This is a genomic window from Pseudomonas sp. H2_A10, assembly GCF_054680085.1.
This window is the reverse complement of record NZ_CP162821.1, coordinates 408,777-429,569: the sequence shown is the minus strand read 5'-3', so window position 1 is coordinate 429,569 and position 20,793 is coordinate 408,777. Positions and strand designations below refer to the sequence as shown.

Annotated in this window: 21 protein-coding genes; 3 read left to right on the top strand and 18 right to left on the bottom strand. The window is 63.8% G+C overall.

The features are described 5' to 3' along the window. Window positions 1-32 precede the first annotated feature (32 nt). On the top strand, window positions 33-1,451 hold the full coding sequence (locus AB4O23_RS01980) for an FAD-dependent oxidoreductase (protein ID WP_010213750.1): 1,419 nt from the start codon (window positions 33-35) through the stop codon (window positions 1,449-1,451). Between the two features lie 254 nt (window positions 1,452-1,705). After that, window positions 1,706-2,773, top strand: coding sequence for a uroporphyrinogen decarboxylase (gene hemE, locus AB4O23_RS01975; RefSeq protein ID WP_017526519.1), 1,068 nt, complete (start codon window positions 1,706-1,708; stop codon window positions 2,771-2,773). Between the two features lie 68 nt (window positions 2,774-2,841). Here hemE and AB4O23_RS01970 read toward each other — a convergent pair whose 3' ends face one another. Beyond that, window positions 2,842-4,110 (bottom strand): MFS transporter, encoded by a 1,269-nt coding sequence (locus tag AB4O23_RS01970; RefSeq protein ID WP_065879485.1) that lies wholly within the window; start codon window positions 4,108-4,110, stop codon window positions 2,842-2,844. 124 nt (window positions 4,111-4,234) lie between these two features. Between AB4O23_RS01970 and AB4O23_RS01965 the strand changes: the two genes are divergently transcribed. Further along, window positions 4,235-5,128, top strand: coding sequence for a LysR family transcriptional regulator (locus AB4O23_RS01965; protein WP_017526517.1), 894 nt, complete (start codon window positions 4,235-4,237; stop codon window positions 5,126-5,128). A 67-nt stretch (window positions 5,129-5,195) separates the two neighbouring features. Here AB4O23_RS01965 and AB4O23_RS01960 read toward each other — a convergent pair whose 3' ends face one another. Genes AB4O23_RS01960 through AB4O23_RS01880 form a run of 17 tightly spaced genes read right to left on the bottom strand, consistent with a single transcriptional unit; the run spans window position 5,196 to window position 20,788 of the window. Beyond that, a complete protein-coding gene (locus AB4O23_RS01960; protein ID WP_065879484.1) occupies window positions 5,196-5,639 on the bottom strand; it encodes a hypothetical protein in 444 nt (147 codons plus the stop codon). 26 nt (window positions 5,640-5,665) lie between these two features. After that, entirely contained in the window at window positions 5,666-6,892 is a 1,227-nt protein-coding gene (locus AB4O23_RS01955) for a beta-ketoacyl-ACP synthase (protein ID WP_017526515.1), read from the bottom strand. Continuing rightward, window positions 6,892-7,620: a 3-oxoacyl-ACP reductase FabG gene (fabG, locus tag AB4O23_RS01950; protein WP_017526514.1), complete on the bottom strand. Its 729-nt coding sequence runs from the start codon at window positions 7,618-7,620 to the stop codon at window positions 6,892-6,894. The genes AB4O23_RS01955 and fabG overlap by 1 nt, the downstream gene beginning before the upstream one ends. Next, window positions 7,617-8,078 carry a hotdog family protein gene (locus AB4O23_RS01945; protein ID WP_460150379.1) on the bottom strand — a complete coding sequence of 154 codons (462 nt, stop codon included), beginning with the start codon at window positions 8,076-8,078 and terminating at the stop codon, window positions 7,617-7,619. The genes fabG and AB4O23_RS01945 overlap by 4 nt, the downstream gene beginning before the upstream one ends. Beyond that, a complete protein-coding gene (locus tag AB4O23_RS01940) occupies window positions 8,075-9,241 on the bottom strand; it encodes a beta-ketoacyl-[acyl-carrier-protein] synthase family protein (protein WP_017526512.1) in 1,167 nt (388 codons plus the stop codon). The genes AB4O23_RS01945 and AB4O23_RS01940 overlap by 4 nt, the downstream gene beginning before the upstream one ends. Beyond that, window positions 9,238-9,720 (bottom strand): hypothetical protein, encoded by a 483-nt coding sequence (locus AB4O23_RS01935; RefSeq protein WP_017526511.1) that lies wholly within the window; start codon window positions 9,718-9,720, stop codon window positions 9,238-9,240. Before AB4O23_RS01935 ends, AB4O23_RS01940 begins: the two co-directional genes overlap by 4 nt. Then, a complete protein-coding gene (locus AB4O23_RS01930; protein WP_017526510.1) occupies window positions 9,717-10,451 on the bottom strand; it encodes a class I SAM-dependent methyltransferase in 735 nt (244 codons plus the stop codon). The genes AB4O23_RS01935 and AB4O23_RS01930 overlap by 4 nt, the downstream gene beginning before the upstream one ends. Beyond that, a complete protein-coding gene (locus AB4O23_RS01925) occupies window positions 10,448-11,695 on the bottom strand; it encodes an NAD(P)/FAD-dependent oxidoreductase (RefSeq protein ID WP_223271432.1) in 1,248 nt (415 codons plus the stop codon). Before AB4O23_RS01925 ends, AB4O23_RS01930 begins: the two co-directional genes overlap by 4 nt. A gap of 36 nt (window positions 11,696-11,731) precedes the next feature. After that, the gene (locus tag AB4O23_RS01920; RefSeq protein ID WP_017526508.1) at window positions 11,732-14,041 is read right to left on the bottom strand and encodes an MMPL family transporter; all 2,310 of its coding nucleotides are present in this window, start codon (window positions 14,039-14,041) and stop codon (window positions 11,732-11,734) included. Further along, window positions 14,031-14,726 carry an outer membrane lipoprotein carrier protein LolA gene (locus AB4O23_RS01915; RefSeq protein ID WP_068937015.1) on the bottom strand — a complete coding sequence of 232 codons (696 nt, stop codon included), beginning with the start codon at window positions 14,724-14,726 and terminating at the stop codon, window positions 14,031-14,033. Before AB4O23_RS01915 ends, AB4O23_RS01920 begins: the two co-directional genes overlap by 11 nt. Continuing rightward, a complete protein-coding gene (locus tag AB4O23_RS01910) occupies window positions 14,723-15,148 on the bottom strand; it encodes an acyl-CoA thioesterase (protein WP_017526506.1) in 426 nt (141 codons plus the stop codon). The genes AB4O23_RS01915 and AB4O23_RS01910 overlap by 4 nt, the downstream gene beginning before the upstream one ends. Further along, a complete protein-coding gene (locus AB4O23_RS01905; protein ID WP_065879480.1) occupies window positions 15,141-16,682 on the bottom strand; it encodes an HAL/PAL/TAL family ammonia-lyase in 1,542 nt (513 codons plus the stop codon). Before AB4O23_RS01905 ends, AB4O23_RS01910 begins: the two co-directional genes overlap by 8 nt. Beyond that, the gene (locus AB4O23_RS01900; protein ID WP_065879479.1) at window positions 16,666-17,601 is read right to left on the bottom strand and encodes an LpxL/LpxP family acyltransferase; all 936 of its coding nucleotides are present in this window, start codon (window positions 17,599-17,601) and stop codon (window positions 16,666-16,668) included. Before AB4O23_RS01900 ends, AB4O23_RS01905 begins: the two co-directional genes overlap by 17 nt. Then, window positions 17,598-18,332 carry a glycosyltransferase family 2 protein gene (locus tag AB4O23_RS01895; protein ID WP_460105671.1) on the bottom strand — a complete coding sequence of 245 codons (735 nt, stop codon included), beginning with the start codon at window positions 18,330-18,332 and terminating at the stop codon, window positions 17,598-17,600. Before AB4O23_RS01895 ends, AB4O23_RS01900 begins: the two co-directional genes overlap by 4 nt. After that, entirely contained in the window at window positions 18,325-19,995 is a 1,671-nt protein-coding gene (locus AB4O23_RS01890) for an ApeI family dehydratase (RefSeq protein ID WP_460061956.1), read from the bottom strand. Before AB4O23_RS01890 ends, AB4O23_RS01895 begins: the two co-directional genes overlap by 8 nt. Next, on the bottom strand, window positions 19,992-20,537 hold the full coding sequence (locus AB4O23_RS01885; protein ID WP_017526501.1) for a COG4648 family protein: 546 nt from the start codon (window positions 20,535-20,537) through the stop codon (window positions 19,992-19,994). Before AB4O23_RS01885 ends, AB4O23_RS01890 begins: the two co-directional genes overlap by 4 nt. Next, a complete protein-coding gene (locus tag AB4O23_RS01880) occupies window positions 20,534-20,788 on the bottom strand; it encodes an acyl carrier protein (protein WP_003187949.1) in 255 nt (84 codons plus the stop codon). The genes AB4O23_RS01885 and AB4O23_RS01880 overlap by 4 nt, the downstream gene beginning before the upstream one ends. Between the last annotated feature and the right edge of the window lie 5 nt (window positions 20,789-20,793).

Here is a 20,793-nt window from a genome sequence, read left to right as displayed (position 1 = left end):
TATGCGCCTGAAGAGTTTGATGAGGTTTTAACATGGCTGAACGTCTGAATAACGACTTCCAGTTCATCGATGTCGGGCGCAAAGATCCGAAGAAGAAACTGTTGCGTCAACGCAAGAAAGAGTTCGTGGAAATCTACGAACCCTTCAAACCCCAGCACTCGGCCGACCAGGCCCACCGCTGCCTGGGGTGCGGTAACCCGTATTGCGAATGGAAGTGCCCGGTGCACAACTTCATTCCCAACTGGCTGAAGCTGGTGGCCGAGGGCAACATCCTCGCCGCCGCCGAGCTGTCGCACCAGACCAACACCCTGCCGGAAGTCTGCGGCCGGGTGTGCCCGCAGGACCGTCTGTGCGAGGGCGCGTGCACCCTCAACGACGGCTTCGGCGCGGTGACCATCGGTTCGGTGGAGAAGTACATCACCGACACAGCCTTCGCCATGGGCTGGCGCCCGGACATGTCCAAGGTCAAGCCGACCGGCAAGCGCGTGGCGATCATCGGCGCGGGCCCTGCCGGCCTGGGTTGTGCCGACGTACTGGTGCGTGGCGGCGTGACCCCGGTGGTGTTCGACAAGAACCCGGAAATCGGCGGCCTGCTGACCTTCGGTATCCCAGAGTTCAAGCTGGAAAAAACCGTGTTGAGCAACCGTCGTGAAGTGTTCACCGGCATGGGTATCGAGTTCCGCCTGAACACCGAGATCGGCAAAGACGTGACCATGGAGCAACTGCTCGAAGAATACGATGCGGTGTTCATGGGCATGGGCACCTACACCTACATGAAGGGCGGCTTTGCCGGTGAGGACCTGCCGGGCGTGTATGACGCGCTCGACTTCCTGATCGCCAACGTCAACCGCAACCTGGGCTTTGAAAAGTCGCCGGAAGATTTCGTCGACATGAAGGGCAAGAAGGTCGTGGTGCTGGGCGGTGGCGACACCGCGATGGACTGCAACCGCACCTCGATCCGCCAGGGCGCCAAGTCGGTGACCTGCGCGTATCGCCGTGACGAAGCCAACATGCCCGGCTCGCGCAAAGAGGTGAAGAACGCCAAGGAAGAAGGCGTGAAATTCCTCTACAACCGCCAGCCGATCGCGATTGTCGGTGAAGACCGTGTCGAAGGCGTGAAGGTGGTCGAGACCCGTCTCGGCGAACCGGACGCCCGTGGCCGCCGCAGCCCCGAGCCGATCCCGGGTTCCGAAGAGATCATCCCGGCCGACGCCGTGGTCATCGCCTTCGGTTTCCGCCCAAGCCCGGCGCCCTGGTTCGAGCAGTTCCAGATCCAGACCGACAGCCAGGGCCGCGTCGTCGCCCCGGAACAAGGCCAGTACAAGCACCAGACCAGCAACCCGAAGATTTTTGCGGGTGGCGATATGGTGCGCGGCTCTGACCTGGTAGTAACGGCGATCTTCGAAGGCCGCAACGCCGCCGAAGGCATCCTGGACTATCTTCAGGTCTGACCCATTTCACCTTTGAAATGTGGCCAAAATGTGGGGGGGGCTTGCCCCCGATAGCGGTGGTTCAGTTAAAGATACTCAGACTGACACACTGCAATCGGGGCAAGTCGAATCGTCGCACCGCCCCTCCCACATTTGATTTGCGCAGGTTCAAGATATTGTCGTAAATCAACCCGATAGACAAAAGGCACGGCTCACTCCGTGCCTTTTGCGTCGCGCTCTGAGAAAATGCCCGCACTTTTTTTGCGGATGCCGACATGACTGCCCTCAAGAACGACCGTTTCCTTCGTGCCCTGCTCAAGCAGCCCGTAGACGTCACTCCGGTGTGGATGATGCGTCAAGCCGGTCGCTACCTGCCGGAATACCGCGCCAGTCGCGCCCACGCCGGCGACTTCATGAGCCTGTGCATGAACCCGGAATTCGCCTGCGAAGTCACCCTGCAGCCGCTGGACCGCTACCCACAACTGGACGCGGCCATCCTGTTCTCCGACATCCTCACCATCCCCGACGCCATGGGCCAGGGCCTGTATTTTGAAACCGGCGAAGGCCCGCGTTTCAAGAAGGTCGTCAGCACCCTGGCCGATATCGAAGCCCTGCCGATCCCCGATCCGCACAAAGACCTCGGCTACGTGATGGACGCCGTAAGCACCATCCGCCGCGAACTGAACGGCCGCGTGCCGCTGATCGGTTTCTCCGGCAGCCCCTGGACCCTGGCCACCTACATGGTCGAAGGCGGCTCGTCGAAAGACTTCCGCAAAACCAAGGCCATGCTCTACGACAACCCGCAGGCCATGCACCTGCTGCTGGATAAGCTGGCGCAGTCGGTGACCTCCTACCTCAACGGCCAGATCATGGCCGGCGCGCAAGCGGTGCAGATTTTCGACACCTGGGGCGGCAACCTGTCGGCGGCGGCATACCAGGAATTCTCCCTGGCCTACATGCGCAAGATCGTCGGCGGCCTGATCCGCGAACACGAAGGCCGCAAAGTGCCGGTAATCATGTTCACCAAAGGCGGCGGCCTATGGTTGGAGAGCATTGCAGACGCCGGTGCCGATGCCCTGGGCCTGGACTGGACCTGCGACCTCGGCGAAGCCCGCCGTCGCGTCGGCAACCAGGTTGCGCTGCAAGGCAACATGGACCCGACGGTGCTGTACGCCAAGCCGGAAGCGATCCGCGCCGAAGTCGGCCGCATCCTGGCCAGCTATGGCAAGGGCAGCGGGCATGTGTTCAACCTGGGTCATGGCATCACGCCGGAAGTGAACCCGGAGCACGCGGGCGCGTTCCTGCAGGCGGTGCATGAACTGTCCGCGCAATACCACGAATAAAACGCAAACCAAAATGTGGGAGGGGCGGTGCGACGATTCGCCCCTCCCACATTAATAGCCAGAAACCTTCAGACATGCCCCAACGGCGGCAGCTTCGCCAACTTCAATGCCACCAGCAGCGCGCCGATCAACAACGCCACGATAAACGCGCCGATCCCGTTCCACCCGGCAAGGTGCCAGAAAAAACCGCCCGTGGTGCCCGCGACGCTGGAGCCGGCGTAATAGCTGAACAGGTACAGCGAGGACGCTTGCCCCTTGGCCTTGACCGCGCGGCGGCCGATCCAACTGCTGGCCACCGAGTGGGCGCCGAAGAAGCCGAAGGTGAAGACCAACATGCCCGGCACCACCAGCCACAATGGCGTGAAGAGGGTTAACGTCATTCCGCCGAGCATCAACACGATGGTGGCCCACAGCACGCGTCGGCGGCCGAGGCGGTCGGCCAGCGAGCCGATTTTCGCCGAGCTGTAGATACCCGAGAGGTACACCAACGACAGCAGGCCGACCACCGCCTGGCTCAGGTCGTAGGGATCGGCCAGCAGGCGATAGCCGATGTAGTTGAACATCGTCACGAAGGCACCCATCAACAGGAAGGCTTCCAGAAACAACCATGGCAGGCCGGCGTCCTTGAAGTGCATGACAAAGCCGTCAACCAGGCTGCGCGGCTTGAGGCTGCTGGCGCGGAAGTTGCGCGATTCGGGGAGGATCTTCCAGAACACCGTGGCCGCAATCAGCGCCAGGGCGCCGATGATCAGCATCGCGGTGTGCCAGCTGACGAAGTCGATCAATACGCCGATCATCAAGCGCCCGCTCATGCCGCCTATCGCATTGCCGCCGATGTAAAGGCCCATGGCCAGGCCAATGTGGTGTGGGTGGATCTCTTCGCTCAGGTAGGTCATGGCAACGGCGGCCAAGCCGCTCAACGATAGCCCGACCAGCGCACGCATCAGCAAGATCCCTTCCCAGGATGGCATCAGACCGCTGGCAATCGTGGCCAGCGCCGCGCAGAACAATGCAGCCACCATCACCGGTTTACGTCCCAGGGTGTCGGAAATCGGCCCGGTGATCAGTAGGCCCAGGGCAAGCATCGCGGTGGCGACCGACAGAATCAGACTGCTTTGCGCCGCATTGATGGAAAACTCGTGGGACAGCGCCGGCATCATCGGTTGCACGCAATACAGCAGGGCAAACGTGGCGAAACCGCCGCAGAACAGCGCCAGCACCGTACGCATGAACATCGGCGTGCCTTTTTCGATGTAGGCGTCGCTCGGTTGAGCCACCCCTTCATCCAGGGCGGTGGGCGGTACTTCGTGAGCGAGTGGCGCGACAGCAGATTTCACAGGGGCCTCGTTGAGCAATGGTCTGCCAGGGCAGGCAATGCAAAAAAGAATATAGCTGGCTAATGATTCTTTCCAATATATTGTTCGACCTGTTTGATAGCTTTTACGACCTAATGAGGTGGGCATGGAATTGCGTCATCTGCGGTACTTCATCGCCGTCGCCGAAGAGCTGCACTTTGGTCGAGCGGCGCAGGTGCTGGGCATCTCGCAACCGCCGCTGAGCCAGCAGATCCAGGCGCTGGAGCAGGAGGTGGGCGCACGGTTATTCGAGCGTACCAATCGTCGGGTCGAGCTGAGCGAGGCGGGACGGCTGTTCCTGCACGAAGCGCGATTAGTGCTGGCGCAGGTGGACAAGGCGGCTGACGTGGCCCGGCGTGCGCAATTGGGCGAACTGGGGGAATTGAAGATCGGCTTCACGTCGTCGGCGCCGTTCAATTCCAGCATTCCCCAGGCGATCTTTGCGTTTCGCCAGGCCTTCCCGGCGGTACACCTGAACTTGCAGGAAATGAGCAGCACCGAAGTGGCCGAGTCGCTGCTGGATGAGTCGATCCAGGTGGGGCTGATGCGGCCGTTGCCGTTGGCGGACTCGTTGAGTGTTGTCGAGCTGATGCGTGAGCCGCTGGTCGCGGTATTGAACGCAGGCCACCCATTGGCGCAAGGCAGCGAGCGTGGCTTGCATCTGACGCAACTGGCTGACGAGCCATTTGTGTTTTTCCCACGCAGTTACGGTAGTGGCTTGTATGCCCAACTGCTCAGCCTGTGCCGCGACGCCGGCTTCAGCCCACACGTCGCCCAGGAAGCGGGAGAGGCGATGACCATCATCGGCCTGGTGGCCGCAGGGCTGGGAGTTTCGGTGTTGCCGGCGTCTTACCAGCGCATTCGCATTGATGGTGTGGTGTATCGCACCTTGCTCGACCCGGAGGCGGTGACGTCGGTGTGGCTGGTGCAGCGCAAGGGTGCGCAGACGCCCATGGCTGCGGCGTTTGTGGAGCTGCTGACGCGTAAGGCGCTGGTGTAGGCACTGGCAGGGAAGAGGGCGCCGAAAGGCGCCCTTTGTCGTTGCTGAAGAACAGAGCGCGTCGGTTCTACTTGGAGGTACCCGTCTGCTCGAACAACTGTGCCGCCGAGCCCGATTCATTCACGCCACCGTTGCGCAAGCCCGCCATGATGTCGCTGTCCAGGTTGTTCACCCAGCGGTTGTAGTTGCGGTGGATCTTGCCGTCCTTGTAGCCCAGCGCGCGGCTGTCGCGGTAGGTGATGGCGTAGCTGTTACGGGTGTAGCGGATGTCGATGGCTGCGTAATACTGGTTGCGCACGGTGATCTCGGCCTGCACCAGTTGCGGGCTCAGGCGTTGTACGGTCCATTCGCGTTTTTGCAGGGCGTTGACGATGACCTGCTTCATTTTTTCTTCGCTGACCTGGGTGTCGGCCTGCAGGTCGTGCTGGGTGTTGAGCACCGGTTTGCTGGTGCAGCCGGCAGTGGTCAGCAGGGCCAGGGTGATCAGGGTGGCGCGTAGCAAGGAAGACATTCCGTATTCTCCAATCGATTAAAAAGTCAGGACCAGCGGCGGAAGATCAGCGACGTGTTCACGCCGCCAAAGGCAAAGTTATTGTTCATCACGTAGTCGTGATGCATCTCGCGAAACTCACCTTGCAGGTAATCCAGCTCGCCGCATTGCGGGTCGACGGAGTCCAGGTTGAAGGTGTGCACGTACTGGTTGCTGTTCATCATCTCGATGCTGAACCACGACTCCAACGCCCCGCACGCCCCGAGGGTGTGGCCGAAGAAGCTTTTCTGCGAGCTGATGGGCATGCGCGGGCCGAACAGGCTGCTGGTGGCCTGGGTTTCGGCGATGTCGCCTTGATCGGTGGCGGTGCCGTGGCCGTTGACGTAGCCGATGGCGGACGGTGCCAGCCCGGCGTCTTCCAGGGCCAGCTCCATGGCGCGGCGCATGGTCTTCTGTTCCGGGCGAGTGGTGTGCTGGCCGTCGGCGTTGCTGCCGAAGCCGACGATCTCTGCGTGGATATGCGCACCGCGCGCCAGGGCGTGCTCCAACTCTTCAAGCACCAGCATGCCGCCGCCTTCGCCGATCACCAGGCCGTCGCGGCCGCTGTCGTATGGGCGTGGGCTGGTTTGCGGCGCGTCGTTTTTCAGGCTGGTGGCGTAAAGCGCGTCGAACACCATGGCTTCGGTGGGGCATAGCTCTTCGGCGCCGCCGGCGAGCATCAACGGCAGGCGGCCGAACTTGATCGCCTCGTAGGCATAGCCGATGCCCTGGCTGCCGCTGGTGCAGGCGCTGGAGGTGGGGATCAGGCGCCCGGTCAGGCCAAAAAAGATGCTGATATTCGCCGCGGTGGTGTGCGGCATCATGCGCACATAGGAGTTGGCGTTGAGCCCCTCGGCCACGGAGTTCAGCAGCATGTTGCCGAAGGCCTTGATCTCGTCGGTGCTGCCGGTGGACGAGCCGCAGGCCACACCCATGCGCCCGTCCTTGATCGACTCGTCACCGAGCAGGCCGGCGTCCTGCAGCGCCTGCTCCGCCGCCCACACCGCCAGGCGCGAGACGCGGCCCATGCTGCGCAATTGCTTGCGCGTCCAATGCGCCGGCACCACGAAATCATCAATCGGCCCGGCCAGGCGCGTGTTCAGTTCGGTAAACCGATCCCACTCGTCCATGCGCCGGATGCCGCTGCGGTTGGCGCGGAAGTTGGCCGAGATGGTGGCCCAGTCACCGCCCAGGGAGGTCATGCCGGCCATGCCGGTGACGACGACGCGTTTCATCAGCACAGGCCCCCATTCACGGCCAATACCTGGCGAGTGATATAGCCGGCTTCGGCCGACATCAGGAAATTCACCGCACCGGCGACTTCTTCCGGGGTGCCCATGCGCTGCGCCGGGATCATCTTCATCAGTTCTTCCACCGGTACGTTTTCATCCAGCATGGCGGTATCGATCAAGCCCGGTGCCACGCAGTTGACGGTGATCTTGCGCTTGCCCAGTTCGATGGCCAAGGCCTTGGCGGCGCCGATCAGGCCGGCCTTGGAGGCACTGTAGTTAACCTGGCCACGGTTACCGATCAGCCCCGAGACCGACGTAATACACACGATACGCCCGGCGGCGCGGCGCCGGATCATCGGCATCATCACCGGGTGCAGCACGTTGTAGAAGCCGTCCAGGTTGGTGCGCATCACGACGTCCCAATCGTCTTCGGACAAGGCCGGGAACGCGCCGTCGCGGGTCAGGCCGGCGTTGAGCACCACGCCATAGTAGGCGCCGTGTTGCTCCACATCGGCTTCAAGGATTGCCTTGCAGGCCGTACGGTCCGCCACGTCGAATTGCAGCACCCGCGCCCGGCGTCCCAGGGCCTCGATTTCGACCTGTACTGCGTCGGCTTCGGCACGGCCGCTGCGGCAATGCAGCACGATGTCATGCCCGGCCTGGGCCAGGCGCAGGGCAATGGCGCGGCCGATGCCACGGCTGGAGCCGGTGACCAGTACGGATTCAGTCATGGCGTTTCGTCCTTCGATTCAGCTAAATAGTTGGCCGCCTGGGGCGGTCGAAATACGTTCAAACGGGCGCTGGCCTGGATGCCGATTCCGGTAAGGTGGCATTCGAACACACCCATGCCGTTGTCGTCTTCCAGGGAGCGCAAACCGTGGATGGTCAACTCGGCGCCGGCAGGGAAGTGCGCCACGTTGCATTCAAACTTACGTGTGCCCAGCAGGAACCCCAGTTCCACCGCTTCGCCCTTTTGACGTGCGTGGCAACCGGCGTAGGCGGCGACACTTTGCGCCATCAACTCAACGCCGACCCACGCCGGCAGACTGCCGTCGACCTGGTTGAACAGGCCGCCAGGCTTGACGGTGGTGCGGGTGTGGATCTGCTCGTCATCGAACGACAGCACGTGGTCGATCAGAATCATGTCGCCGGCGTGAGGCAGCAGTTCGGCGAGTGGCCAGTGGGTCATGGGGCCTCTCCGATAATCAGGCTGATGTTGTTGCCGCCGAAGGCAAATGAATTGCTCATCAGGCAGGGTTTTTCCAGGGTGTCGCCGCGGCGCGCCCATTGCAAGGCAGGCAGCGCGGGGTCGGGCTGGCCGTCCCACACGTGGGGCGGCACGCGGCCGTGGGCCAGACTCAGCCAGCAGAAGGCAGCTTCCAATGCGCCGGCCGCGCCCAGGGTATGGCCGCTCATGGGTTTGGTCGATGAGCAGGCGACGCCATCGGGGAAGAGGCTGGCGACGGCCAGGCTTTCCATCGCGTCGTTGTGCTGGGTGGCGGTGCCATGCAGGTTCAGGTAGCCGATCTGCTCGGGCACAAGCCCTGCACTGGCCAGGGCCTTGCGCATTGCCTGCAATGCGCCTTTGCCGGTGGGCTCGGGCGCGGAAATATGGTGGGCGTCGCAGCTGGCGCCGCCGCCGAGCAGAGCGATGGGGCCCGGTGCCCGGGTCATCAGAAACAGCACCGCCGCTTCGCCGATATTGATGCCATCGCGGTTCGCCGAAAACGGGTTGCAACGTTCACTCGACACCGCTTCCAGCGCACTGAAGCCATTGAGGGTCAGCTTGCACAGGCTGTCCACGCCGCCGCAGATCACCGCATCGCATACGCCAAGGTCGAGCAGGCGTTGGGCACTCAGCAGCGCGCGGGCGCTGGAGGTGCAAGCGGTGGAAATCACATAGGCCGGGCCGCTCAATTGCAGCCAGTCGGCGAGGAAGTTCGCCGGCGCGCTGAGTTCCTGTTGCTGATAGTCGTAGTCGCCGGGGAATTGCCGATCGCGCAGGTACTCGGCGATGCCACGGCTGGCTTCGTCGATGCCCGAGGTGCTGGTGCCCAGCACGATGCCGACCCGCGAGGCGCCGTAGGTGTGGATCGCCTGGCGAATCGGCTGTTCGACCTGCAACGCCGCCTCCAGCAGCAACTGGTTATTGCGGCTGCTCTGTTGGCCGAGCTCCAGCGGGATGGCCGCCAACTCGCCCTGCACGCCCGCCACTGGCAACACGCGTTCCGGCACCCAGCCACTTTCGGCGCGCATGCCGGAGCAATCGCCGGCAAACAGGCTGCGGCTCACTTCGGCCTGGCCCCGGCCGAGGGCGCAAATCACCCCAAGGGCATTCAGGTAAGCGCTCATCGCGCGGCACCCAGCGGTGTGATGCGGTAGCTCAACGGCTGGCCGGTCATGTTCACGCTGAACACTTCGGACGACTGATACACGATCTGCCAATGGCCCGGCAGCGTACGCGTGAGGTCCATCGCCTGGGCGTCGGGGTAGAGCGCGCGCAGGTCATCCGCCGAGGTCAGGGCAAACAGCAGCGCGGCAAACAATTCGCGCGCCTGGGGGTTGGGCGGCAGCAGGCCGTCGGCCTGCCACTGCCCATTGAGCAGTTTTTGCCGGGCCTGGGGGATGCCCAGCGGGTCCATCATTGACCAGCGGATCGCGCCGTCCTCACGTTGGATCACCAGCAGCCAGTCTTGGCTCTGGCCCTCGGCCAGGCGCTGCACATGCAGTTGCATCGGCAGCGCCAAGGCCGGGGTTTTTTCCGGCAACGGCGGTTGGCCGGCGCAGGCGCTCAGCAGCAACAGGCAAGCGATCAGCAGGCTGCGCATCATGGCGTGGCGCTCGCCAGGGGTTTGCGTGCCACGCAGTTGACCAGGGTTTCTTCCCGCTGGCCCACCGGCGGCGGGTTACGCAGGCCCCAGCGCTCCAGCAGGCCGAAATCGGTGGAGCGGCTCCACCACAAATACGGGTACGAGACGTTCTGCGGGCCAAATTCAAAGCCCTGCTCGCGAAGCATCCCCAAGTACTCTTCGGCGCTTTTCTGCACATGCATGGGGTGGCGGAACAGCCAGCGGATCACCCAGGTGTCGATATAGGCCTCGGTGGATTCGGCGAACAGCAGATAGCCGCCCGGCTTGAGTACCCGATAAAACTCTTGCAGGGCGCGATGCTGTTCAACCAGATGATGGAAAGTCTGGTGGCAGAACAGGATGTCGACGCTGGCATCCGGCACGTTGAGCGTCGCGCAATCGCTGCCGATCAGCTCCACTTCCAGGCCCTGGCGTGCGGCTTCGGCCTTGCTCAGTGCCAGGCTGTGAGGGTCGGCATCCAGGCCGATCAGGCGCTGGGGGGCGAACACCTGCTGCAAATACTGAAACGACTTGCCCTGGCCGCAACCGGCGTCCAACAGCACCGGCGCTGCCGGCAGCGGCTCGGTGAACAAGCTGCGCAGGTCATTGATCGCCACGCGCAGCACATGGTGCTGCCAGGTGTGGCTGCGCAGGAACCAGAAGCCGAATCGGGTTTCTTCGACGTAGTTTTTACTCAAATATTGAGCGCTCATACCGGTTCACTCGCACAGATTTCCGACAACATCCGCAACCGCCGCTTGGGTTCGCTGACAAACGGGTTGCGTTCGTCCCACGCATAACCGGCGAGGATCGAGCTGATCATGCGGCGAATATCCGGCGAACTGTCCGGGTGGAAGATCACGTCCTGGAACGTGCCCGCATACCAGCCTTCGACGTAGCAGCGGAAGGTGTCGACGCCGCGCTTCAAGGGGGCGGCGAACTCGGTTTGCCAATCCACGGCCTGGCCTTTGAGCTGACGGTCCAGCAGGCCGGCCGCCATGCTCGCCGAGCGCATGGCGATGGTCACGCCGGATGAAAATACCGGGTCGAGGAACTCCGCAGCATTGCCCAACAAGGCAAAGCCTGGGCCGTGCAACGCTTTGACATTGGCCGAGTAGCCGCCGATGGTGCGCGCCGGCGTATCCCACACGGCGTTGTGCAGCACGCCGGACAGGCTTGGGGTTTCGTCGATAAAACCACGCAGGCAAGCGTCAAGGTCGGCGTCGCGGCCGTCGAAATGTTCCTTGGCCGCCACCACGCCCACCGAGCAGCGGCCGTTGCTGAAGGGGATGGTCCAGAACCAGATATCGCGTTGGGTCGGGTGGGTGGTGATCAGGATCTTGGTGCGGTCGAAACCGGGGTGTTCGATGCGGTCTTCGACATGGGTGAACACCGCCTGGCGTACCGGGAAGTTCGACGGCGCCTCCAGGTCCAGCAAGCGCGGCAGCACGCGGCCATAACCGCTGGCGTCGAGCACGAACTTGGCTTTGAGGTGGTACTCGCTGCCGTTCTCGCGACGCACGTGCAGGTAACGGGTTTCGCCCTTGAAATCCACGCCGACGATGGTTTCGCCGTAGCGGATCTCCACGCCCTGCTGTGCGGCCTGGTCGGCCAGCAACTTGTCGAATTCACCGCGCTGCACCTGGAAGGTGGTCGGCTTGCCGTTGCTGAAGGTGTCGCTGAAGTCAAAGGCGCTGTAGCGCTCGCCCCAGGCGAACGCGGCGCCGGTTTTCACTTGGAAACCGGCGGCCTGCACGGCATCAAGCATGCCGGCTTCTTCAATAAAGTCGATGCAGTGGGACAGCAGGCTTTCGCCGATCGAGAACCGCGGGAAATGCTGGCGCTCGATGATCAATACGTCATGCCCTTTGCGTTTCAGCAGCGCGGCGGCGATGGCTCCGGACGGGCCGGCGCCGATCACCACCACTTGGCGACGTTCCATTTCAACTATGGGCACGAGGGCTCCTTGCCACATTGGCGATAATCACATTCATTAGGCGTATTTCCGCTGGCCGGCCCAGGGCGCCAGCATAAAGCTGAAGGCCAGGCCCAGGCTGACCGATAGGCCGAAATTACTCACCGCGGGCGTACTGGATACGGCCAGCAGGCCAAACGACAACCAGGTCGTCAGCGCCGCCAGCAGTGTACCCAACAGGCTGACAGCAGCGCCGCCGATCTGTTCGCGCATCAGGATCGCGTAATCGACGCTGATCGCCGTGACCAGCAGCAAACCAAACAGGCTGAACAACGTCAGCGGCTGGCCCAGCCAACCGAGGCTGGCCAGGCTGCACAGCGCGGCCAGCAACGGCAGGGCGACGATGCGCAAGGCACCCCCGAAGCCGAACGGCAAGATCAGCAACAGCACGATCAGTACACACGACATCAGTTTCAATTCGGCGGCGCTGACCTGCGTGTCGGCGAACACGCGGTTCAAGTCACCGAGGCGGTCGACTAACTGCACGCCGGGCAAGTCCACCGCCTGCACACGCAGCAGCGCCGGATTGTTCAGGCCCTGCAGGCTGACCATCGCCGCCACGCCGCCATCCACCGGGCCGAGCCACAAGGTGCGCCAGGGTTCGGCCAACGGCCCTGTCAGCGCGGAGTCGATGTCTTCGGTGGGCAGCGCTTGCAGGTGCGCGACTTCGGCTTGCAGGGCGCTCGCCGGTACGCCGAGGTCCAGCAACGGCTGCCAATGCTGTGCGAGTGCGTTCAGGGCCTCGCGCAGCTGTTGCTGCTCGGCCGGCAGGTTGACCAGTTGATTCAGTGCCAGGTAACCCTGGAGCTTGTCCATGTTCACCAGTTGGTCCAGACGCTGGCTCAAGGCGCGTTGGCGCTCCAGCAACTGTTGTTGGTTCTCGGCGCGCACCAGGAAGAACTGGCTGGTGGGCTGGAACCCGGTGATGCGCGCCACGGCCTGGGCCTCTTGCAGCAATTGCGGCGGCGCGCCGATCCACTGGCGGATATCGTTTTTGCTGTTCAGTTGCCACAGGCCCCCGGCGCAAAACAGCAGCACCAGCGCCAGCAACACCGGGCTGGGTACACGCTTGAGCAAGGCCTCACGCAACAGCCACAGGCATTCGGCGATACGCAGTGGCCAGTGCGCCGGGCGCAGCTCCACGCCCTTGAGCAGCGCCGGCAACAGGCACACGGCGCACAGGTAGGCCCCGACCAGGCCTGCGGCAGAGAACACGGCGATTTGCGTCAGCGCCGGGAACGGCGTCCAGGCCAGCGCCAGGTAACCGATGCAACTGGTCGCCAGGCTCAGGCTCAGCCCCGGCAGGGTCAGGCGCAACGCCGGCCAACTGCGCCATGGCTTGAGGCTCCAGCTTTTTGTCAGGTAGTGCAGCGGGTAATCCACCGCCACGCCGATCAGGCTGGAACCGAGTACCAGGGTCATCACATGCATACGGCCAAACAGCGCCACGCAGGCCACGGCGCCAAACAGCATGCCCACCAGCACCGGCACGAAGGCCAGCAACACCCGCCAACGACGGAACGCCAGTAACAGCAATAACAGGATGCCCACGGTCGCGCCGCCGCCGACCCAGGTGATTTCCCGGGTGGCTTGCCGTTGACCGTTGGCGGCATACAGCAAGCCGCTGGCGGCCAGCAGTTGCGCACCCTGCTGGCCGGCCTGTGCGCGGCTGGCCTGGAGCAAGTCCGCCACCTGCAGCGGCAGTTTCATGTCGAAGGCATTGCCGGTGGTGCGCGCGCGCAGCAGCACCCAGCTTTTGCCGTCGGCATCGGCGATCAACGCGCCGCTGCCGATATCCAACTGCACCGCGCCGCGTTGCGGCTGGCTGTTCTGGATACGCCCGGTGAGGCCGAGCCAGTCCTCCTGGCTCGGCACCAGGCTGAAGCCGGTGAAGGGGTCAAACAGCGACTGCACACGTTGTTGGATAAACGCGTCGGGGTGTTCGATCAGTTGCTCGCGGTCCTTGGCCGAGAGCATTGCCAGGCGGCCGCGCAGCAATTGTTCGCGCAGCGCCGGCAGGTCGGCCTGCAGGTTCCACTGCACCTTTTCAAACAGGCCACTGGCCTGCCAGCGCTCGCCCAACTGCTGCGCCACGGCCACCGCTTGCTGGCGGTCGGCGTGCCCCACCAGCACCAGCATTTCGCGGTTGAGCGGCTCTTGCACGCGCTGTTCGGCTTGCAGTTCCAAGGCATCCGGCGTGCTGCCCGGCACCAGCTCCATCAGGTTGGCCGACAGCGGCGCGCCATGGCGCCACTGCCAGCCGGCCAGGGCCAGCACGGCCACCAGCAGGATCAGGAACAGGCGCGGCAACAGACGCTCACTGGGCAAAGTCGTGTTGCTCCGCTTCACTCAACGGTTGATCGGCGGCGCTGCCTTGCAGGCGCAATAGGGTGCTGTCGCCCTGGGTTTCCAGCAGTTCGATGGTGTGCACCAAGGCGCCACCGTCGATGTTGATCTGGTTGAACACCTGCTTGAGCAACATAGAGCGGGGGATCAGCGTGAGCTTCCACTGCGTGGCCTCGCCTTGCAGTTGCAGTTCGAAGTCGCGCTGCAAGCCGCTGCTGTCGCCCTGCAACACGGCGAGGAACAAGCGATTCTGCTCGGCGCCGGCGCTCTTGTTCGGCAGCAGTTGCCAGCCATTGGCGTCACGACGGGCAATGCCCTGGGCGCTGATGCGGTAGTCCTGCTGCAACGGAGTCTTGAGCAGCCACAACAGGCCGTGGTTTTTGGCGAGGACGAAGGAGCCCTGGCTGACCAGCGGTTGCGGCAGGGCACGCAGGTGTTTTTCCTGGATGAAACTGCCGTGGATCACTGAAGGCTTTGCCAACTGGTCGCTGAGTTGTTGCAGGTCAAAAGCGCATGCTGTGCCTGAAACGCTCAACAACAGCATAAACCCGATCACTGTGGGAGCGGGCTTGCTCGCGAAGGACTTGAGGGCGCCGCAGCGTGTCAGGTACCCAGCGATATCGTTAACGACCTTCGCGAGCAAGCCCGCTCCCACAGGGGATCTCATTTCAAGGCTCTCTCTACGGCGTCTGTAAATATTTTGGGCGAGGCCAACTGCATCTCGCGGCTGGCCATTTCCACGGCCACTTGCACGGTGCTGGCGCGGGTCAAGCGCTCGCCGCTGGCCAGGTCGGTAATCAGGTAGTTGACCTTCAAGCGGTTCTCCCATTCCACCAGGCTGGCGCGCACGTTGATGGTCTGGCCAAAGATCGCCCCGCGCACATAGCGCAGTTGCATGTCGATCACCGGCCAGGCGTAGCCGGCTTCGAGCATGGCCGTGTAGTTGTGGCCGATCTTGTCCAGCAGCGCGCAACGCGCCACTTCCAGGTACTTCACGTAATGCCCGTGCCAGACCACGTTCATGGTGTCGACGTCGAAAAACGGCACGAGGATTTCGGTGTCGCTGTGCAATACGCCTTGGCTACGCATGCAGCCTCCAGTGTTGTTCGGCGATGCGTTGCAGGCACAGGCGCAGTTCGCCTTCCAGGGCACGGTCTTCGATGACCGGCGGGAAGTCCTTGGCCAGCGCTTCGTGCATTGCGGCCAGTGCGGGCGGCAATGGGCGTGCATCCGCGGCCTGGGCGCGTAGCCACACGCCCTGGTTGGCGGCGAGCAAAGTGGCGGCGGCGACCTGCTCGGTCAGTTCCAGCACGCGGATCGCATCACGGGCGGCGATGGTGCCCATGCTGACTTTGTCTTGGTTATGACATTCGGTGGAGCGCGAGAACACGCTGGCCGGCATGGTGTTTTTAAGGGCTTCGGCGGTCCAGGCGCTGGTACCGATCTGCACGGCCTTGAAGCCGTGGTTGATCATTGCGCGGTCGGCCGGGGCGCCGGACAGGTTGCTCGGCAGGCCGTGGTTGTAGCGCACATCCACCAGCAGCGCGAGCTGGCGATCCAGCAGGTCGGCGACGTTGGCCACCAGGGTCTTGAGGCTGTCCATGGCAAAGGCGATATGCCCGCCGTAGAAGTGCCCGCCGTGCAACACGCGCTCTTCTTCAGCGTCGATGATCGGGTTGTCGTTGGCGCTGTTCAGTTCGATCTCAATAAAGGACCGCAGCCAGTTCAGGCTGTCGGCCAGCACGCCAAGCACATGGGGCGCGCAGCGCAGGGAGTAGCGGTCCTGCAGGCGGTGCAGCGGCGCGGTCGGTGCGTCGATGGCCAAGTCCTGGCGTAGCCACGCGGCGACTTGCATTTGCCCCGGATGCGGTTTGGCGGCGAACAGGCGTTCGTCGAAGTGTTCCGGGTTGCCTTGCAGCGCCACCACGTTGAGCGCGGTGATGCGCGTGGCCAGTTGCAGCAGGTAGTCGGCGCGGGCGAAGGCCAGGCAGGCGAGGCCGGTCATCACAGCGGTGCCGTTCATCAGCGCCAGGGCTTCCTTGGGGCGCAAAACCAGCGGGGTCCAGCCCAGTTCGCGATGTACATCGGCGGCCTGGCGGCGTTCGCCACGGAACATTACCTCGCGCTCGCCGGACAGGGTCGCGGCTACATAGGACAGCGGCGTCAAATCACCGCTGGCGCCCACCGAGCCTTCTTCCGGGATCAGCGGCAGTACGTCGTGCTCCAGGAACGCGTGCAGGCGCTCCAGCAGTTCCACGCGCACCCCGGACACGCCGTGGCACAGCGACTGCAACCGCGCGGCGAGCACCGCGCGAGTGGCTTGGGCATCGAGCAACTTGCCCAGGCCACAGCCGTGGAAGGTATACAGGTGGCGCGGCAAGGCTTCGACGTGCTGCAACGGCACGGCCACCACGCACGAGTCGCCGTAGCCGGTGGTCACGCCGTAGATCACGCCTTCCTTGTCCAGCAGCGAGTCGAGGAACTGCGCGCCCTTGGCGATGCGCTGGCGATACGCGGCATCGCCCTGCAACTGCGTGGGCGCCTGACGGTTGGCCAGGGCCAGCACGTCTTCGATGCGCAGGGGGCGTTCGCCAAAGGTTACCGGCTCAAGATGCGTCGTCATCGGTCTTCCAGAAAGGGTAAAAGTTGAACCATTGTTGGGGCGCTTGCAGGCAGAACTGGCCCAGGCGCGCGGCGTAGCGCGCGGTCCATTGAGCGATGACCTGCTCGCGGGTGCTGCGCTTCCATTCGATCGATGGCGCGAACGGCTCAATAGTCAAGTGATAGCGGCCCTGCTGCTTGAGGCACATGAGCAGGTTCACCGGGCATTTGAGCAGGCCCGCCAGCAGCCACGGGCCTTGAGGAAATGCCGCGTCATGGCCGAGGAAATCCACGCGCACCGTGCGCCCGCCGTGCAGCGGTACGCGGTCGCCGGCAATGGCCAGCCACTCGCCGTCGTCCAGGCGCTGGCTGAGCAGCAGCATGGTGGCCGGGTCCAGCTCGCTGACCTGGATCAGGCGCAAATGGGTCGCGCCGGCTTCACCGAGCAAGCGGTTGAAACGTTCGGCGTGCTTGGTGTGCACCAGCACGTTCATGGTGACTTGTTCGCCAATCTCGGCCAGAGCGCGGCACACTTCGAGGTTGCCCAAGTGCGCGCCCACCAGCATCTGCCCGCGCTCGCCGCGCAGTTGCCCGCGTAATTGCGCCGGGTCGTTGATGTGGATCTGTTCCAGGCGCAGCTTGCCGTTCCACACGTCGAGCTTGTCGAGCAGGGCGTCGGCGAAGGCCATGAACTGGCCGAAGACGCTGCAATGGGACGGGCGCAACTCCTTGCGCTCGCTCCACTCGGCCAGGCGCCGTTGGTATTGCCAGGCGCTCTGGCGCGCCGTGCGGCCAAAAAGGAAAAAGTACAAGACGATGCCGTACAGCACCGGGCTCAGCACGCGTCGGCCGAGAACTTTGGCGGCGATGGCGGTGAGCCTCATCAGCCAGTAGCTGCCGCGCTCTTCGCGGTCGGCCCAGTGCTTGGTGCTGTCGGTCATACCTGCCACCGTCGCCACAGAATCATCGGCGCGCGCACCAACATGCCGAAGAACAGCCGGGTGTGCATGGCGCTGATGCGCACGTTGTCGTGGAACAGCCGGAAATGCGACAGGCCGTCGGCGGGGTAGTGCACCTTCGTCGGCAACCATCGCATCGGTTGGTTGCGCCAGGTCAGGCGCACCAGGATGTCCGAGTCGAAGTCCATGCGCGTGCCGATGTAGGCCGAGTCCATCAGCGCCAGCACCGGCGTCAGGGGGTATACGCGAAAGCCGCACATCGAGTCGCGGATCTGCAGCGACAGCGTGTTGATCCACACCCACACGTGGGTCAGGTAGCGTGCGTAGAGACGGCCTTTGGGCACGCTTTCATCGTATTCGGGGTAGCCGCAGATGATGGCATCGGGGTGCCTGCGCGAGGTGTCGATAAAGGTCTCGACTTCGCGCAGGTCATGCTGGCCATCGGCGTCGACTTGCAGCGCATGGCTGTAGCCCAGGCGCGCCGCTTCGCGAAAACCGGCCATGACGGCGCCGCCCTTGCCCAGGTTATGGGGCAGGGTCACCAGGGTGACGTGCTCCAGGGTCGCCAATTGCGCCAACACCGCCGCGCACGCCGAGCTGCTGCCGTCGTCCACCAGCAGGCACGGCAGGCCACTGTTCAACAGGCTTTGGACCACCGCAGGCACGGCGGCCTCGTGGTTGTAGACCGGGATCAGTGCGCAGGGGCTATGCATGTGTGGCCTCCAGCACTATCCGGCCACTGGAACACGCGGCAACGCCGTTGCGGTAGGCGAAATACAGCTTGCTGCGTTCGCGGTCGAAGCGCAGGTGCAGTTCGACCGTGTCGCCGGGGCGCACCAGTTGCTGAAACTTGAGCACTTCCATGCCGGCAAAGGTCGCGGGCAAATCAAGCAGTTGCCGGCCGAGGTTGACGGCCCATTCCACCTGCACCACGCCCGGCAGCACCGGGGTGGCCGGGAAGTGGCCGTTGAAATAGGCCAGGTCCGGCGGCACGCTCAACTGCAGGGTCCATTCGCCATTGGCCTCGACTTGCTCCAGTACTTCAGGCGCTTTCGGCCGAGGCGCCAACAGCAGCGCGGTCACCTCGGCCTGGGGCAGTTTGCCCTGGGCATTCAGCGGCAGTTGGCGCAGCAAACGCCAGCGACGCGGCAGCGCCAGGGCTTCGCAATGTTGGCTCAGGTGCTGACGCAGGGTCTGGGTGAGGCTGCGTCGGCCTTGATTGCGCAGGGCGTGCAGGCCGGCGGCGCTCAATACCACCAGGGCGCCGAGGGAGGCGCGACTTTCCTGGATCACGCCCAGGCGCGTTTCGGCGACCCAGGGGTGAGTCATCAACGCCTGTTCGAGCATGGGTAGGGAAATGCGTTTTTCTTCCAGCTTGACGATGCGATCCAGGCGGCCGAGCAGCTCGAAGCTGCCATCGGCATGAATGCGCGCAGCGTCGGCGGTGTGTTCGATATGCCCGGCGGGCAGGTAGGGGGATGCGATGCGCAGGGCGCCGTCGGCATCCTGGCTCAACTGCACATCGGCAAACGGCTGCCAGGGTTGCGCGCCCTGGCGCCAGGCAATGCCGCCGGTTTCTGAGCTGCCGAGGATTTCCGTCGGCCATTGTTGCAAGCGATCGTAGAGGCTGCCGGCGGCCTCGGACGGCAGCGCGCCGCCGGAGGAAAACACCCGTGAAACCTGGCTCAACGCGGGCCAGTCGAGGTTGTCGCCCATGCGCTTGAGCAGCGCCGGGCTCGCCACCCAGGCGAACTGCGCATGCTCGCGGCTGGCGCGTTGCAAGTCTTCGGGGAAGGCCAGCTGCTTGCGCACAAAGGTGCGACCGGCACACAACGGCCACAGTACGCGGAACAGCAAACCGTAGATGTGCTGGGTGGCGACACTGCCGATGATGCACGCATCCTTGAGATCGGCGCCCCACAGCGCCTCAAGGGCTTGGACTTCGTTGGCCAACTGACGCAGGGTTTTATCGATGCGCTTGGGCTCGCCGCTGGAGCCGGAGGTGCACAGGCTCAGTTGGCAGGTATCGAGGCTGAGGGCGGCAGGGCTCAAGGGGGCTTGGTAGAGCGCGTCCAGGTCCGCCGCTTCAGTCAGCCAGGCGTCGACGGCATCGGCCCAGCGTTGGCGGGTTTGCGGTTGCAGGTCGGCGGGTAGCAGCACGCTGACTCCGGCACGCCAGGCCCCCAGCAGGGCGATCGCCAGGCTGCCGGCATCTTCCAGGTACACGGCCAGGCGTCGAATGCCGCGCGCTTGCAGGCCGGCCGCCAGGCTCAGGGAATATTCCCACAGCTGGGCGTGATTCATCGCAGGTTCAGTCGTGACCCTGCGTTGTTGCAGCGGCTCAAGCAGCAGGTGCTCAAGTTTCAACCCATTCATACGCGGCCTCGAACCCTTTGTCGTACCAGCCATTCCACGGCAAACAACAGCCCCATCAGCCCGTAGGCGATCAAGCCGTTGTACAACGTCCACCAGCTCAGCGGCGCCCACAGGGTGAGGGCGGCGGCGAGCAGGCCATTGCACAGAAAAAATACACTCCACACCACGGTGACCTGGCGCGTATACACCACCGCATTCGCAGGCAGGTCCGGTTCAGTCATGCGTGCCAGGCGCTCGACCATCGGCGGGCCGTATTTCAGGCTCAGGCCAAACAGCGCCAGCATGAACGCACTGACCAGGCTCGGGTACCAGCGCAGCAAGTACGGGTTATCGAACCAGGCCAGCAACAGGCAGAACACGATCACCGCCAGCGCCATCCAGCGGCTGCCGGGGCGGCGCGTACCCGTGAAGGCGCGCAGCAGCCACAGGCCGCCCAACAGCAGGCCGAATTGCCAGGGTGCAAAATGTTCGGTGCCGTAATACACCGCAAAGGGGTACAGCAGCCCCGCCAACAACAGGCCAAGGCCGATCAGCCGGCTCATGCGGCGGGCTGGACCAGACGGTACACCGCCTCAACCACATCGTTGACAGTGCGCACCGCCTTGAACTCTTCGGCGGCGATTTTCTTGCCGGTCTGGCGCTTGATATGGTCGATCAGGTCGACAGCGTCGATGCTGTCGATTTCCAGGTCTTGATACAGGTTGGCGTCCAGAGTGACGCGTTCCGGGGGCAGTTCAAACAGTTCCACCAAGGCATCGCGCAGGGTGTTGAAAATATCGTCACGAGTTTGCATGGTCC

Bases quoted from the DNA above. Each gene is read 5' to 3' on its own strand.
- AB4O23_RS01980 (WP_010213750.1), top strand. From the start codon at position 33: ATGGCTGAACGTCTGAATAACGACTTCCAGTTCATCGATGTCGGGCGC.
- hemE (WP_017526519.1), top strand. From the start codon at position 1,706: ATGACTGCCCTCAAGAACGACCGTTTCCTTCGTGCCCTGCTCAAGCAG.
- AB4O23_RS01965 (WP_017526517.1), top strand. From the start codon at position 4,235: ATGGAATTGCGTCATCTGCGGTACTTCATCGCCGTCGCCGAAGAGCTG.
- AB4O23_RS01960 (WP_065879484.1), bottom strand. From the start codon at position 5,639: ATGTCTTCCTTGCTACGCGCCACCCTGATCACCCTGGCCCTGCTGACC.
- AB4O23_RS01955 (WP_017526515.1), bottom strand. From the start codon at position 6,892: ATGAAACGCGTCGTCGTCACCGGCATGGCCGGCATGACCTCCCTGGGC.
- fabG (WP_017526514.1), bottom strand. From the start codon at position 7,620: ATGACTGAATCCGTACTGGTCACCGGCTCCAGCCGTGGCATCGGCCGC.
- AB4O23_RS01945 (WP_460150379.1), bottom strand. From the start codon at position 8,078: ATGACCCACTGGCCACTCGCCGAACTGCTGCCTCACGCCGGCGACATG.
- AB4O23_RS01940 (WP_017526512.1), bottom strand. From the start codon at position 9,241: ATGAGCGCTTACCTGAATGCCCTTGGGGTGATTTGCGCCCTCGGCCGG.
- AB4O23_RS01935 (WP_017526511.1), bottom strand. From the start codon at position 9,720: ATGATGCGCAGCCTGCTGATCGCTTGCCTGTTGCTGCTGAGCGCCTGC.
- AB4O23_RS01930 (WP_017526510.1), bottom strand. From the start codon at position 10,451: ATGAGCGCTCAATATTTGAGTAAAAACTACGTCGAAGAAACCCGATTC.
- AB4O23_RS01915 (WP_068937015.1), bottom strand. From the start codon at position 14,726: ATGAGATCCCCTGTGGGAGCGGGCTTGCTCGCGAAGGTCGTTAACGAT.
- AB4O23_RS01910 (WP_017526506.1), bottom strand. From the start codon at position 15,148: ATGCGTAGCCAAGGCGTATTGCACAGCGACACCGAAATCCTCGTGCCG.
- AB4O23_RS01905 (WP_065879480.1), bottom strand. From the start codon at position 16,682: ATGACGACGCATCTTGAGCCGGTAACCTTTGGCGAACGCCCCCTGCGC.
- AB4O23_RS01900 (WP_065879479.1), bottom strand. From the start codon at position 17,601: ATGACCGACAGCACCAAGCACTGGGCCGACCGCGAAGAGCGCGGCAGC.
- AB4O23_RS01895 (WP_460105671.1), bottom strand. From the start codon at position 18,332: ATGCATAGCCCCTGCGCACTGATCCCGGTCTACAACCACGAGGCCGCC.
- AB4O23_RS01890 (WP_460061956.1), bottom strand. From the start codon at position 19,995: ATGAATGGGTTGAAACTTGAGCACCTGCTGCTTGAGCCGCTGCAACAA.
- AB4O23_RS01885 (WP_017526501.1), bottom strand. From the start codon at position 20,537: ATGAGCCGGCTGATCGGCCTTGGCCTGTTGTTGGCGGGGCTGCTGTAC.
- AB4O23_RS01880 (WP_003187949.1), bottom strand. From the start codon at position 20,788: ATGCAAACTCGTGACGATATTTTCAACACCCTGCGCGATGCCTTGGTG.